The sequence below is a fragment of the Desulfovibrio sp. Fe33 genome (genome assembly GCF_028532725.1).
Classification (GTDB): domain Bacteria; phylum Desulfobacterota; class Desulfovibrionia; order Desulfovibrionales; family Desulfovibrionaceae; genus Pseudodesulfovibrio.
In genome coordinates this window covers 95470-108799 of record NZ_JAQKGU010000012.1, presented here as the reverse complement: position 1 = coordinate 108799, position 13330 = coordinate 95470, and the positions used below count along the sequence as shown (strand labels likewise).

The following is a 13330-nucleotide window of genomic DNA, read 5'->3' as shown; positions in this document are numbered from 1 at the left end:
TCTCTCCTGGAGTGGGCGATTAGAGCTCGTGGAAGGTGATGGCCTTGGTCGGGCACCATGCGACACATTGCGGGTCGCCGCCGCAAAGGTCGCACTTGCGGGCGATGTCCGTATGCGGATTCACCTTTATCATGCCGAATTGACAGGCTTCCTCGCAGGTGCCGCAGCCTACGCACTTTGTCTCGTCAACGACTCTGGCCCCGGTTTTCGCGTCCACGTAAATGGCGTTTTCCGGGCAGACGTCCATGCACTCAGGTGAAATGCATTGCCTACAGAGCTCGTTTTCGGAAAATTCGGCAAAGGTGGCGTCGGCCAATCCCTGCGGCCAGCCGGGGGCGTTGGCGGACAGGGCGCTGAGCCCCGTGAAATCGAGGACAGGCTTGAGAGTGAACGTGTTGCGGCTGGCCAGCGGGTCGGCGTGGCCGCCATGCGCCTGGGCGCAGGCCACTTCACAGTACGCGCAACCTGCACATATCTTGGGATCAAAGCGGAGTTCATATTTGGGCTTGGCGATCTCGCAGCCTTGGGCGCGTTCCGCAAAGACCACGGAACCCGTGGAATGGAGGAAGGCGACCCCTGTTGCCAAACCTCCGGCCGCGGGCAGCGCGGTTTTGAGGAAACCACGACGGGATAAAACCGCGCTTTCCGAGGTGGCTGTCTTGTTGGTTTTAGTCATGGAATGCTCCTTGCGTCTTGGGGGTGTTCTTGCCCGCGCTGTTAGGAAGTTCCGTGCCAAGCCGTTTGCGACGCGTCAGTTGTTTGTAATAATTGGTTTTTATGTGATGGTGCGGGGGAAAGGAAAAAGCCGTCTGATTATTCCATATGGAATAACCAGACGGCTGAATTGCGCGCATTACCCCGGAATCGCGGGGATAAGTGCCGTTATAACTAAGGTTATAATATTCCTGTTGTTATGAGTAGCTGTCGGGGAGTTCCGATTCGACGGCCATGCGCTTGAGCCGTTTGGAAAGCGCGGGTTGCGAGATACCCAACATGCGGGCCGCAAGGGTCTGCTTGCCGTTGGAGCGGCGTATGGCTTCTTCCACCAGCAAATCGGAGGCCTGGGCCAGGGTGGGCAGCGGATCGGGGAATGAAATGGCTTCGTTGGCTGCGCCGTTTGTTCTCGCCATGGCGTCGCCCACGTTCAACCTCTCCCTGAATGCGTCGGTCGTGAGGGTGTTGCCCGAACACTTGCTCACGGCGTCGAATATCATGGATTCCAGTTCGCGCACGTTCCCCGGGAAAGGGTAGACGGCCAGTCTTGCCAGGAGGCGCGGGGAGATCGCGAGCGGCTTGCGGTTCAGATCCCCGGCCGCCTTGCGGACGAAATGTCTGGCGAGCAGCGGGATGTCGTCCGTCCGTTCGCGCAACGGCGGTATGCGGATGTGATGAATGCACAGCCGGTAGAAGAGGTCGGCCCGGAACAGCTTCTTGTCGCGCGCGGCTTCCAGGTCGCAATGGGTGGCCGCGATGACGCGGGCTTCGGCGGGTTTGGGCATGTCCGCGCCAAGGGGCAGGTATTCCCGCTCCTGAATAAGCCGGAGCAGCTTGACCTGCGATGTCGGGGACAGGTCGCCGATTTCATCAAGGAAAAGGCATCCGTTCGCCGCTTGCTCCACCAGCCCGGCCCGCGCCTCCATAGCCCCGGTGAACGCGCCCTTGCGGTGCCCGAACAGCGTGTCGCTGAACACGGTGTCGTCGAGCCCGGCCACATTGACCGGAACGAACGGCTTGTCCTTGGCGGACAGGGCGTGCAGGGCGCGGGCGATCAATTCCTTGCCGGTCCCCGACTCCCCGGTGATCAGCACGGGGTGGCCGGAGGTGGCGACGGCCTCGGCGTATTTGAAGACCCGCAGCATTCGCGGGTCCTGCGCCACCATATGGGAGAATGCTTCGGGGTAGTCCAATGCGTCGGACAGGAAGCTGCTGTGCAGGTTGGTGTTTTCCCGTTTGAGGCGGCGCATTTCCAGGGCGCGGGAGACCGTGGACACCAAGCGGTTTTCATCCACGGGTTTCACCAGGTAGTCGAACGCTCCCAGTCTCATGCAATTCACGGCGGAATCCACGGTGTCGATGCCGGTGATAATCAGGGCTTCCACTTCCGCATGGGCATCCTTGATTTGTTCCAGCAGCTCTTCCCCGGTTATGTGCGGCATGACCAGGTCCAGGAGCACCACGTCCACCGGCTCCCGGGCCAGTATGCCCAGGACTTCGCGGCTGTCGTGGCAGCGGATGATGTTTGATATGCCGCCTGAGGTCAGGGTCAGTTCAAAACTGTCCACGGTGGCGGGTTCGTCGTCGACGATGAGCACGAGGTTTGGAATGGGCATGACGATTCTCAGTTGGAAGGATCCATTGCGGGAAGGGTGAGGGTGGCGCGGGTGCCTTTGCCGGGTTGGGATTGGAAATCCAATGAGCCGTTATGTTCCCGGACGATCTTGTGGGAAACGGACAAGCCGAGTCCCGTGCCGCCGATGTCGCGTTTGGTGGTGAAAAACGGGTCGGTCAGATGGGGAAGGTCGGCCTCGGAAATACCGACGCCTTCATCCTCCACAATGAATTCGGCGGTGCCCGCCTGCCTGTTGGTCCGGGTCGTCAGGGTGATGCGGCGGCGCTTGTCGGGCAGGGCCTCGCAGGAGTTCTGCACGAGGTTGATGATGACCTGTTCTATCCTCTGGAAGTTGCCGCGAATCACGGGGCGGCCGTGATCGTAATGGACTTCGAAATGGTTGGTTGATTTCTTGATTTGGTTGGTCAGCAGGTTCAGCGAATGCTTGAGGACGGAGTTCAGATAGACGGGCTGGTCCATGTCCGCGGAGTCGCTGCGGGCGTAATCCTTGAGGTCCTTGACGATGTGCTTGATCCGTTCGGACCCGTCGAGGATGTTCCTGAACAGCTGCGGCGTCCGGTCGCGGGCGTGGCTGTATTTCAGCCCCGCAAGGTTGAAGTCGCCGTTTTCATCGTAATACCGTTTCAGGATGGGCGACACGTCGTTCCACATGCGCGAGAGCAGTTGGCTGTTGAGCATGATGTAGTTGTTGGGATTGTTGACCTCGTGGGCCACGCCCGAAACGAGGATGCCCAGGCTGACCATCTTGCCCGCCTGCACAAGCTGTTCATGCTTGAGTTGGGCCTCCTGCTCCGCCATGCGCTTTTCCGTGATGTCCCTACAGGTGATGAGCATGGTGCCGTGCTGGATGTTCACCTTCTTGACGTTGACCATCAGCTCGTGCTGGCGGCCCCGTTTGTCCCGCACCGAAAGCTCGATGTTGCGGATTTCCCCCTGGGCGTCCAGGGCGTCGTGGTCGAAGAACTCGTCGCCGAGCAGGGCGGATATCTTGTCGAACCACTGCACCTCCATCTCGGTGTACCCGAACACGGTTTCCACGCTGGGGCTGATGTAGACGAAGTGCCCGTTGTCGTCGGTGATGAACACCGCGTCGGAGATGCTGGTCAGGGTTATGCGGTGCAGGGCTTCGGAATACCGGAGGGCTTCCACCCATTGCCGATAATCGGTGATGTTGCGGTAACCGATGACCATGCCTATGGGGGTGCCCCCGGAGTCCTTGAGCTTTGTCGCGGTGAGGGAGCAGGCCACTCGTTGGCCCGAGGCGTCGAGGCAGTTCGTCTCGTAGTCGGCGCTGTCGCTTCCCATCATCTTGGAAACGGCCACGCAGCCCGGGGGATTGCATTCCTCGCACGGGAACACGTCGAAGCACTTCTTGTTCTTGATGTCCTCGGATTCATGCCCGGAGAGTTCCGAGAACGCGCGGTTGATCTTGAGGATGTTCTTCTTGTTGTCCGTTACGATCAGCCCTTCGGTGGATGTCTCGAAAACCTGGTTCAGTTCGATATCCGCCCGTTCGAGGTCCTCTTCGACTTTCGTGCGGTAGGAGCGTTCGTCCTGAAGGGCGTTTTTGGAGGATTTCAGTTCTTCGGTCCGGGCTTCAATGATCTTCTCCATGCGGTCGAAGAGCAGTTCGCTCTGCTGTTCGCGGAGCAGGTCGTCGGTGATGTCACGTATGGTGGCCACCACGTATTGCTCGTCGTTGATGGACACCGCCTTCAGGAATACTTCGGTATCGATGAGGGTGCCGTCGCCGCGTCTGTCCTTCCAGAAAAAACGTTGCGGCGTGCCCTGGGACGCGGCCTTGATCTTTTCGTAGGCCATGATCCGGGAGGACTGCCCGTTGGGCTGGGTCGGAGGGGCGAATTCCGCGGGGGAATGCCCCAGGATCTGCCCTTTTTCCGCCTTCCAGATGCGGCACGCGCTGTTGTTGCAGTCGAAAAAGGTGTCTTGCAGGATCAGCACGCCGTCGGACATGGCGTCGAGGACGCCTTTGTACTTGTCCAACTCGGATTCCAGCTCCGCGATCCGCATCCGCTGGGATTTGATGACCTCTTCGTGTGATGTAGTCTCAACCGCCGTATCCATCAGGAGCTCCGAATGTGGAGTTGAAAATGTTGGTTACCACATACTCCCGATCTTTTATTGAGGCAAGAGGACTGAAAATTGTCGTGATACGACAGAGGGAAGCGGCGGCTGGATGAGGTGCGCCTGCGTTTCTGACATGCCGAGGGCAGCGCCGGTGGCGGCAAGTACCCCCGGCCGCGGAACGTCGGCGGGCGGTTTCCCCGTTGTCCGAAAAAGAACGGGGCTAGAGGGCGTACTGGTATTTGACCGTGATGACGATGGTCCAGGAGGGGCCTTTGAGGATGGCGGGGCGTTTGACCGTCCCGCTGGCCGCTTCGATGGCGCGGCGGGCTGCGTCGTCGAGTTCCGGGGTGCCGGAGGAGTGTTCCATGGCGATGTCCGCGAACGTATCGTCCGGCTGAATGCGGAATCTGTAGCGGACATTGCCGATCAGGTGGGAGACGTCGCGGCCCGGGAGGAGCCTGCGTCGCTCCACGGCGCTGCGGACCTGCGCCAGGAAACGTTTCAGCGCCTGTTTGCGAAGTCTTTCGGCCGCTTTTTCATGCTGCGTGTCCCCCTCCTGGGGAACCGTTCCCTGTTCCAGGGCCAATCCGTTGCTTGGCGAGGCCACGGAAAGGTCGAAGTTGGCGGGGATGACGATGGAATCGCCCGCGTCGGCCTGGGGACGGCTCCAGTGGAATTGGAGCATGAACCAATGCAGGCTCAGCGAGATGGCCAGGCAGGTCCAGAACAGTTGCCGGGCGTTCATCGCTCGGTTCCGTCGGTGTCGTCCCCGTTTCGTGTCCGGGTGGCGATCACCAGGTTGTTGAATCCGGTCTTGCGCACCAGGTCCACGATCTTCACGAACCGTTCGACGCGCGCGCCGGGCGCGGATTTCAGCAGGATGTGGTCCGGTTGCAGGGACAGGGGCCGGTCAAAGGTGTTGCGCAGCAGGTGGTCCAGGTCGAGCATCGTGACCGGCGCAGTGTCGCAGAGGATGTCGCCGTTTTCCTTCAGCTCGATTTCCATGGACTTGCCGGTGACGGCCTTGGCGGTTTCGGCGGCGGGCAGCTCTATTTCCACGCCTTTGGCCGTGAAGACGGCCGAGATCACGAAGAATATGAGCAGGATGAACACGACATCCAGAAGTGGGGTGATGTCCGGAGAAGCCGATCTGGAAGCGCGCCGCGTGAACCGGATCATTGATCTCGTTCCCCCGTTTCCGGCTGGTCGGGCAACACTCTCGCCGCCCGCTGCATCGCATAGGCGATCTTGTCGTATTGCCGAAGGAACCAGCGGTGCGCCAGCATGGCCGGGATGGCGATGCACAATCCGGCGGCCGTGGTCAGCAGGGCTTGCCATATGCCGCCCGCAAGCATGGTGATGTCGACGTCGCCGGACGACGAAAGACGGGAAAAGGCGTTTATCATGCCGATGACCGTGCCCAGCAGTCCCATGAGCGGAGCCGTGGCCGCGGCGGTCGCCAGGAAGTCCAGCCGTTGGTTGAACCGGAAAAGAACGTCGTCCCCGGCCGACTGCACGTTCTGCTCATGATCCGCGCCGTTGCCCGGGGCGAAGCAGGCCTTGAAGAAATCGAGAAAGGCCGGGGCCGTGTCCTCGATGGTCTTGAGGGCCGCGTCGCCGCCCTGGGCGCGGAAGGTTGTCCGCAACTCCTCCAGCGCATCGGCCGAGGGAAAGCGGCGGGTGGTGAAGACCACGAATCGTTCGAGGATCACGGCCAACGCCGCCACGGACAGGGCCAGCAGCGGCCACATCATGAATCCGCCCAGTTGCAGTATGCTCATGCGTCCGCTCCCTGCATTCCGTCGAGAGCGGCGAGGTCCATGTTCCTGCCGATAGCCACCAGGAAGCCGTCCTGATCGAAGGCATCGCCCAGGGGAGACAGCTCGTGGCGGCCGCATACGTATTGGACCACGACGGGTTGCGGCTCGTCGGACAGATGGACGATTCCCTTGAGCCGGAAGACGGTGTCCGGCAGCCGGTCGAGGGCCTCCAGGAGGCGCTCCCTGTCGAGGGCGGACGGGAATGCGAGGCGCTGCGTGGTGAAGTCTTCGTCGGCATGGGTATGGCGCGTCCCGCACGGCATACAGGGGAGCAGCCCGGCCCGCTGTTCGAACGGGTCCGCGTCGTACAGGTATCCGGGGTTGATCGCGCCGTGCTCCGTTTCCACCAACACGGCGCGGCTGTTCAGTTCGCGCAGCGTGGCGCGGAGCCGTTCGCGCTGAGCTTCGTCCACCAGGTCGCATTTGTTCAGCAGAATCGTGTCCGCGGCCGCCACCTGGTTCCGTGCGATTTCGTGATTCGCGAGCAGGCCCGGCGCGTTTTCGGCGTCCACCAGAGTGGTGATCGAATCCAGGCGCACCAGCGGGCGCAGTGCTTCCAATTCATTCAGGATGTTGAACGGATTCGCGAGTCCCGTGGATTCCAGGACGATCACCTTGGGGTTGAACTTGGCCTTGAGCTGCTCGATGCCTTTCGACAGGTTGCCGACCAGGGTGCAGCAGACGCATCCCTCGTCCAGCTCGACAATGGATTCGTCGCCTTCCAGCAGCTTGCCGTCCACGCCGGTCTGGCCGATCTCATTCTGGATGATGGCGACGAGTTCGTCGCGGGCCGTGTAATATTCCAGCAATTGGTTGAGAAAGGTCGTTTTGCCCGCGCCGAGAAAACCGCTGAGCACGATCAGCCCGGGGCGGCGGTCGAAGGCCGGGGCGTACGTCTCGTCGAGGGAGAGCCCGCGCAGGTCGTGGGTCTTCCAGAACAGGGCGTCGTCCAGGGGGGCGGGCAGGCCGGCCCTGGTCTCAATGCCCGCAGTGATGTCGCATTGGGCCAGGGAGAGCGAGGCCAGGGTTTCGCATTGGCCCCAGCACAGCAGGTCGCTCACCAGGCTGATGCCGTCGTCCAGCGGCGACCGGTTGCCCTCGCAGTCGTAGAACAGGCCGTGCCCGGGCGTCCGGCTTCGGCCCGCCCTGCACGGGGGCTCTTCCAGGCTTCTGGTCACGGAGGCCGCCAGCACCAGGAAAAAGTCCTGGGCTATTTCGTGGGCGGGGAAATTTTCTTCAGCTTCGCCGGGCCAGATGACCCACTTTCCTTCCGGGGTCGCAACGCCGTCTCTTGCTATGCTCAATTTCCTGTCCAGCGCGTGGCACTGGAGCAACAGCCCGTCCTCTTCCGGGGCCAGGGATACTTCCAGGGTGCCCATGCGGAAGGGGGGCGCCCATTCGCCCATGGCCGAGAAGCGCCGCACCGTTTCCAGGTAGTCGGGTTGGGCCGAAGCGATACCCGCGGCCAGGGACATTGTTTCGAGCAGGGGCTCTTCCGGCGCAGGGAAATAGTACAGGCCGATCGATGCGTGCTGGCCCTGCGCATCGCTCCGGCCGCCCTCGGCGGCCAGGCCGAACACGCCATCCCGGGCGCGGATCTTGAGCGTCCAGGCCCTGGGAGCCCGGGGGCACACGGCCATGCCCTTCCAGCCCACCAGCCGTTTGAATTCCCTGTAATGGTTGGCCGCCAACAGGCAGTTGGTCAGCATTTCGGGAAGGTCGACCTGTCGGCTGGCGGCGCGTTGCGTCGGCAATACGGCTGTAAGTTGCATAGTTGTCTTCCTTATGGGTGGTCCGGCCCGCCGAAAAAGGCGGGCCGGACCGGGTTGGTTGGCCCGCCAGGAAGGGCGGACCGGACCGGGTAGGGTGGGGTGTGGTGAGGAGTTAACAACCGAAACTTATCTTGTCTCCATTGCCAAGGTAGTCCTTGGAGGCGGAGCGGAAGCGGGCGGAGCCGCGCACCACAGGGTATCCTGCCTCGATGAACTTCTTGGCCGTCAAGTGGCCGGTGCAGTGGTTGCAGCCGATGCGCTCGAAGTTCCACTGGCCCAGGGAGATGACCAGGTCGTCGTACTTGGGGTCCCAGTCCTCGAACGGCGAGATGTGCAGGCCGCCGTAGATGCCGTAGAACCTGTCGTTGTCGTACTTCAGGTTGGCCTGGGCGAAGTCGGCGAACTTGAGGATGCCCTGGTGGCAGCAGCCGGAGATGAGCACCAGGCCCTTGCCCTGGATGTTGAAGGCCAGGGAGGTCTCGCCGAATACGCGGTTGATGATGGGCACGTCGAACTTGAGCAGCGCCATGCCCGGGATGATCTGGGTAATGGGCTTGTCCACGATGGTCAGGTCGCCCTTGTAGCCGGAGTCCTTGATGTACTGGAGGCCTTCCTTGTAGAAGCCGTCGTGCACGTACAGGGGGATGCGGTTGTCGTACTTGACCGTGACCGGCAGGCCCCAGAAGTGGTCCCAGTGCTCATGGGAGATGAACAGGGCTTCGATCTGCTGCTCTTCGAGCATCTTGTCGATGCCCTCGCGCTTGAAGCTGTCCTCCATCCATTCATAGGACCAGCCGGTGTCCAGCAGGTACTTGTGGATGGTGCCGTCCAGGGCTTCGACCTCGATGAGGCAGGAGTACCCGCCCGGGTTGTCCGGGTGCAGGGCCAGCTTCTTCTGGAGTTCCCAGGCCTTCTTCAGGTCGTGGGGCAGGAGCTCCTTGATGGAACCGATGCCCTCCTCGTAGGAACCCTTGGCGGAGCCCTTGCCGTTGGCGAAGGGGGCCCAGTTCAGGGTGTACTGGTTGACCAGCAGTCCGCCCGCGGCATGGATGTCGCCGATGAGGTGGGCGTTGTTGAACCAGCTCGTTTCGGAGATGTTGGTCACGCGGATGGACCGACATGCGCCGAAGTCTTCCATCTTCCTTTCGACCTTCGGAAGGCGGCTGTACGCCGAGGAGGTGTAGGAGTACATGCCCATGCTGGCGAATGCTCCGACGACCAGGCCGGTGGCCGCGCCCTTGACGAAATCACGTCTGCTTATGTTCTTGTTGTCATTGCTCATGATGGTTTCCCGGCTCCTCGCCTAGTTGATGATGGTGAAGTTGGCGCCAATCCAGGGGAGGATGTTGATGATGGCGACATACAGCAGCACACCGATGCACAATCCGACAGCCAGACCCTTGGCCAGCTTTGATGTCCAGGTCACGTCGCTGGCGACGATCTCTTCCTTGACTTCTTCGAGTTCGGCTTCGGTCTTGGGCACAGCCTTCCAACCCGGCCAGCCGTCCATGAACCAGACGTTGATGAGGAAGATGTTGATCAGCCAGATCATCGGGATCATGGGGAACTGCTGCGGATGGGAGAAGCCCTTCTGGGTTCCCAGGAACAGGTGGGAGGTCTTGTAGTAGATGATGTAGACCACTGCGGCCATGGCGGCGGTCAGCAGGGTGCGGATGCAGACGTTGACGGGGCGGCTGAACTTGGTCGGCCAGTTGTTGCAGTAGAAGGTCAGGTACAGGGACGGGACGAGCCAGAAAATGGCCATTTCACCCACGTGCAGCCAGCGCCAGTCCGGAGCCATGAGGCGGCGGGTTCCGCGGATGGTTTCGCCCCAGACCAGGTCCTGGGCGTAGTACAGGAAGAAGCACAGCGCGACGGCGATGCCGATGATGCCGAAGAAGGAGGCCAGGCGGCGCAGGGCGTTGTTCTTGATGAGGTTGAATGGGTAGCGTTGCCAGATGGTTTCAAAGAGCCAGACCACGACGGTGCAACACATGATCCAGGCGATGTGGAAGTTGCCGGAGACCGTGTTGGCGAATTCCTCCCAGTACGGGGGGCAGATGGCCGTGAACTTCTGCCAGGGGTAGAAGAGGATGGCCATGTGGGAATGCATCGTCAGGAAGTAGACGATCATGCTCATGAAGAAGGTGACCACGGCGATGGTGATGCCGCGCGCAGGCTGTCCGAGCTTCTGCCAGGGCGCGTTCTCGCAGGCGACGACCCAGCTCGGGGAGAGCCAGGAGGCGATGGCGGCGAACATCATGATCGCCTCGGCCGCGTATTCGATGGCGTAGAAGTCCGTGATGCCCATGGCTTCGAGCCGCGCCGGGTTGAAGTAGGCGATGCCGTAGTTGCCGAGGATCTCAATGAAGAATCCCTTGATGAGGATGACCATGGCCGCGACGCTGACCAATGTCAGGATTCCGCCCTTTATCAATGGGTGTGTCTTGTTGAGCCAAGAGCGCTTGAACGGCCAGAAATCGAAGATGTAGGCGACCCAGATGAAGAGGATGAGGAGCCAGCGGCAGACCATGTAGCCCACGTAGGGGGTGTACATGCGCATGATGCCGCGCGGGTCCTGGAAAATCCACCAGGTTGCGTAGAAAAATGCGAAGATGATGATCGTATTCACCAGGGCGGGAATTGGTCCGCTCCAGCGCTTTACCAGCTTCCGACTCTCAAGGTAGCTGACACTACTGTTATCCATTGTGCTCTCCTTACCTAAGTAAGCTGGACGGGGGTGATCAGGCCCCGAACTCCAACTCTGCTCGTTACAGTGTTGTTGAGGGTTCAGATTCCGAAATCAATGTTTCCAGTTGCCCGGGGGTCAAGGTAGCCGGATCGATCCCCAGAGCCATGGCGCGGAGGAACAGCTCCTTTTCAGTCGGAGGCGCAGTTACTTCCTCCGACCGGGAGGTTGCTTTTGGAGCATGTTCCCGCGCCTGGTCTCCGAAAGGGATCAATCGGCTGAAAAATTCTCTTCGTCTCATGATGAAACTCCTGCGTGCCGCCGTGTCGCGGCCTAATCCTCGGGGAGCACGAGCCTGTGCAGGGCCTTCATGCATTCGCCCGCGAGCTGCTCGGCGGTGTTCGCGTCACCCTTCTTGAGGGCGTTGAACAGCTCCACGTGAAAGGCGAACAGGGAATCCACCTGCACCTCGGAGAGGCCGCCTCCGGCGGTTTCGAGGTTGGCGGAGGCTGCGGCCAGCTCCTTCATGAGCAGGATCAGGTAGTCGTTGGACGCGATTTCGGCCAGGACGAGGTAGAAGGATATGTACCTGTTCCCGATGGTGGGCAGGTCTGAGTTGACGATGGCCCTGCCGATGTTGACGGTCGCCTTTTCCAGCCCGGTGATGTCCCTGGCGGAAAGCTTGGGGGTCTGGGAGCGGACCAGGCCCGGCGCGACAAGCCCCAGCGTGTCCACGATCTGGCGGAATGCCGCGGTGCTCTTGCGGGCGCGGAGCATTTCCCAGTTGAGGCGTCCCTCCATGCTCTTCACGTAGCAGCCGCTCTTCTTGCGGATTTCGAGGTAGCCCATGGATTCGAGATGGCAGAGCGCCTCGCGCACGGTGTTGCGGCTGGTTTCGAACAGTTCGGCCAGCCGCCGCTCACCGGGCAGCTTGTCGCCGACCGCGAAACTTCCGTCTTGGAGCATGGTCAGCATCTTTCGATATATGATAGGACGTTGTGAATTTGTCATATCTGGTCCAACCAGTTAGAAGTTTATCCTTTGTCCGGGTCTTTGATTCACCTTTAAGGGGCGGAAAAGAAGTTGCGCAAGCTAAAAAGTGAAAAAAAGCACAAATCTGGTTGGACCAGATCAACCTTTTTTCGCGACGTAGAACGAGGTGTCGCGATAACACCTCGTTTTTTAATGAATTAGTTTGTCATCGAATTGAAAGAAGACCGTGACGAAACCGCCGCGGAATTGCGGCGGCGGAAAACGTCAGGTGCGTGGAGAGGCTGTGTGGTTGGACCAGAATCAGCGTTTTTTGGCCAGGCAGCGTTCCAGATTGGTGATGAAATCGTCATGCAGTTCCCGCAGGGGCGCTTCGAAATCGGGGTCGTAGCTGTCCGGCCGGGTCGAGCAGAAGATCAGCACATAGGCGAGTTCGTCCGTGACGAAGAACGGCTGGGCGAAGTAGGAGCGTATGCCCCGGGGGATGAACAGGGCCCAGTCGATGGGCTTGATGCTCTTGGAGGTGTCCGCCACCGTGTGGTTGGCCTGTTTGAAGCGTACGATGCTTTCCGCGATGGACCCTTCGTAGGGATGCTCGAAATCCTCGGGATCTTTGTCGAACGGTTCGCCGACGCCGGTGACGGCCACATAGTTTTCGCGGATGAAGATGCGCGAGAGCAGCAGCGCGCTGGTCGGCGCTCCTTCCGGCAAGGCCTTGAGCATGGTCTTGAGCAGGGCCCTGACCGAGGTGCAGCGTTTCATGGACGATCTGGAAAATTTGGCCGAGACGGTTTCGTTCCGTTTCACGGGCACGCCCCGGCAGGCGGTGCAGTTGTTGTGATGGGAGAGGGCCACCCACAGGAGGTTTTCCTCCTGCATGGATATGGCCTGGATGCGCGTGGAGCAGACGTGGCTTTTGCCCAGCGAATCGGTGACCCGCAGTTCGCCGTTCCAGTGATCCGAGAAAATGAGTCCCTCGTAAACGTTGTAGAGTTCGGTGTCGGGGTTGTCGCGGAAAAGGTCCTGCAACGTGACGCCCGCCAGCGTCCTCTCGTCGTAGCCGAGGAGCTGCTTGGCGGCGCTGTTGGCGAGGTGGACGGTCCGGTCCACGAAGCGGACGAGCAGCACCGGGGTGTCCACCAGGTCGATCTTGGTCGACAGCTTGATGTTGTCCGTGGAGTTGAGGATGGCTTCCGCGTGGGCCGAGATGTCCAGGAGAATCCCGATGGAGCATCGCTGGTGGATCGGGTCGGGCATACCCATGAGCTTGAACCACTTGATCTCACCGGCCTGGGTGCTTACCCGGAAGGAACAGGCCGTCCGTCCCCGGCGGCGGATCAGTTGGTGGCAGTGCTGGAACCGTTCCCTGTCCTCGGGAACGACGACCTCCTGGGGAATCTGCGGATTCTGGAGGATGGCGCGAATCCGTTCCCCTTCGGGAGAGGCCGCGTATTTGTTCAGGAACGTGATCTCGTTGTTCACCACATCAATACGCCAGACGATGCCGGGCAGCATTTCAAGATAATTGGCGAGGAGCTTTTCCTCGGGAAAGTAGTCCGGTTTCAAAACTGTATCCAACATGAATGTCCTTTCCGTCTGAGCGGAATTGGGTGGTTGCCAA

Annotated in this window: 12 protein-coding genes; all 12 read right to left on the bottom strand. The window is 60.7% G+C overall.

Going from position 1 to position 13330, the window contains the following annotated elements; genetic code table 11:
* Positions 1-19 precede the first annotated feature (19 nt).
* The 12 genes from PSN43_RS14470 to PSN43_RS14415 all read right to left on the bottom strand — a co-directional run bounded on the left by PSN43_RS14470 (position 20) and on the right by PSN43_RS14415 (position 13290).
* On the bottom strand, positions 20-676 hold the full coding sequence (locus PSN43_RS14470) for a 4Fe-4S dicluster domain-containing protein (protein WP_272701446.1): 657 nt from the start codon (positions 674-676) through the stop codon (positions 20-22).
* A 235-nt stretch (positions 677-911) separates the two neighbouring features.
* Positions 912-2330, bottom strand: a complete 1419-nt coding sequence (locus tag PSN43_RS14465) for a sigma-54-dependent transcriptional regulator (protein WP_272701445.1) — start codon at positions 2328-2330, stop codon at positions 912-914.
* 8 nt (positions 2331-2338) lie between these two features.
* Positions 2339-4435, bottom strand: a complete 2097-nt coding sequence (locus tag PSN43_RS14460; protein WP_272701444.1) for a PAS domain-containing sensor histidine kinase — start codon at positions 4433-4435, stop codon at positions 2339-2341.
* A gap of 223 nt (positions 4436-4658) precedes the next feature.
* The gene (locus PSN43_RS14455; RefSeq protein ID WP_272701443.1) at positions 4659-5183 is read right to left on the bottom strand and encodes an energy transducer TonB family protein; all 525 of its coding nucleotides are present in this window, start codon (positions 5181-5183) and stop codon (positions 4659-4661) included.
* Positions 5180-5617, bottom strand: a complete 438-nt coding sequence (locus PSN43_RS14450) for an ExbD/TolR family protein (protein WP_272701442.1) — start codon at positions 5615-5617, stop codon at positions 5180-5182. Before PSN43_RS14450 ends, PSN43_RS14455 begins: the two co-directional genes overlap by 4 nt.
* Complete coding sequence (locus PSN43_RS14445) at positions 5614-6219, bottom strand: MotA/TolQ/ExbB proton channel family protein (RefSeq protein ID WP_272701441.1); 606 nt, start codon at positions 6217-6219, stop codon at positions 5614-5616. The genes PSN43_RS14450 and PSN43_RS14445 overlap by 4 nt, the downstream gene beginning before the upstream one ends.
* Entirely contained in the window at positions 6216-8030 is a 1815-nt protein-coding gene (locus PSN43_RS14440) for a CobW family GTP-binding protein (protein ID WP_272701440.1), read from the bottom strand. The genes PSN43_RS14445 and PSN43_RS14440 overlap by 4 nt, the downstream gene beginning before the upstream one ends.
* 112 nt (positions 8031-8142) lie before the next feature.
* The gene (locus tag PSN43_RS14435) at positions 8143-9312 is read right to left on the bottom strand and encodes an MBL fold metallo-hydrolase (protein ID WP_272701439.1); all 1170 of its coding nucleotides are present in this window, start codon (positions 9310-9312) and stop codon (positions 8143-8145) included.
* Positions 9313-9333: 21 nt separating this feature from the next.
* Positions 9334-10737 (bottom strand): hypothetical protein, encoded by a 1404-nt coding sequence (locus PSN43_RS14430; protein WP_272701438.1) that lies wholly within the window; start codon positions 10735-10737, stop codon positions 9334-9336.
* 64 nt (positions 10738-10801) lie between these two features.
* Entirely contained in the window at positions 10802-11020 is a 219-nt protein-coding gene (locus PSN43_RS14425) for a hypothetical protein (RefSeq protein ID WP_272701437.1), read from the bottom strand.
* 32 nt (positions 11021-11052) lie between these two features.
* A complete protein-coding gene (locus tag PSN43_RS14420; protein ID WP_272701436.1) occupies positions 11053-11730 on the bottom strand; it encodes a FadR/GntR family transcriptional regulator in 678 nt (225 codons plus the stop codon).
* A gap of 282 nt (positions 11731-12012) precedes the next feature.
* On the bottom strand, positions 12013-13290 hold the full coding sequence (locus tag PSN43_RS14415) for a PAS domain-containing protein (protein ID WP_272701435.1): 1278 nt from the start codon (positions 13288-13290) through the stop codon (positions 12013-12015).
* Positions 13291-13330 lie beyond the last annotated feature (40 nt).

What these genes read in the sequence shown, in the direction of transcription:
- PSN43_RS14470 (WP_272701446.1), bottom strand. Translation starts at nt 676, where the DNA reads ATGACTAAAACCAACAAGACAGCCACCTCGGAAAGCGCGGTTTTATCC.
- PSN43_RS14465 (WP_272701445.1), bottom strand. Translation starts at nt 2,330, where the DNA reads ATGCCCATTCCAAACCTCGTGCTCATCGTCGACGACGAACCCGCCACC.
- PSN43_RS14460 (WP_272701444.1), bottom strand. Translation starts at nt 4,435, where the DNA reads ATGGATACGGCGGTTGAGACTACATCACACGAAGAGGTCATCAAATCC.
- PSN43_RS14455 (WP_272701443.1), bottom strand. Translation starts at nt 5,183, where the DNA reads ATGAACGCCCGGCAACTGTTCTGGACCTGCCTGGCCATCTCGCTGAGC.
- PSN43_RS14450 (WP_272701442.1), bottom strand. Translation starts at nt 5,617, where the DNA reads ATGATCCGGTTCACGCGGCGCGCTTCCAGATCGGCTTCTCCGGACATC.
- PSN43_RS14445 (WP_272701441.1), bottom strand. Translation starts at nt 6,219, where the DNA reads ATGAGCATACTGCAACTGGGCGGATTCATGATGTGGCCGCTGCTGGCC.
- PSN43_RS14440 (WP_272701440.1), bottom strand. Translation starts at nt 8,030, where the DNA reads ATGCAACTTACAGCCGTATTGCCGACGCAACGCGCCGCCAGCCGACAG.
- PSN43_RS14435 (WP_272701439.1), bottom strand. Translation starts at nt 9,312, where the DNA reads ATGAGCAATGACAACAAGAACATAAGCAGACGTGATTTCGTCAAGGGC.
- PSN43_RS14430 (WP_272701438.1), bottom strand. Translation starts at nt 10,737, where the DNA reads ATGGATAACAGTAGTGTCAGCTACCTTGAGAGTCGGAAGCTGGTAAAG.
- PSN43_RS14425 (WP_272701437.1), bottom strand. Translation starts at nt 11,020, where the DNA reads ATGAGACGAAGAGAATTTTTCAGCCGATTGATCCCTTTCGGAGACCAG.
- PSN43_RS14420 (WP_272701436.1), bottom strand. Translation starts at nt 11,730, where the DNA reads ATGACAAATTCACAACGTCCTATCATATATCGAAAGATGCTGACCATG.
- PSN43_RS14415 (WP_272701435.1), bottom strand. Translation starts at nt 13,290, where the DNA reads ATGTTGGATACAGTTTTGAAACCGGACTACTTTCCCGAGGAAAAGCTC.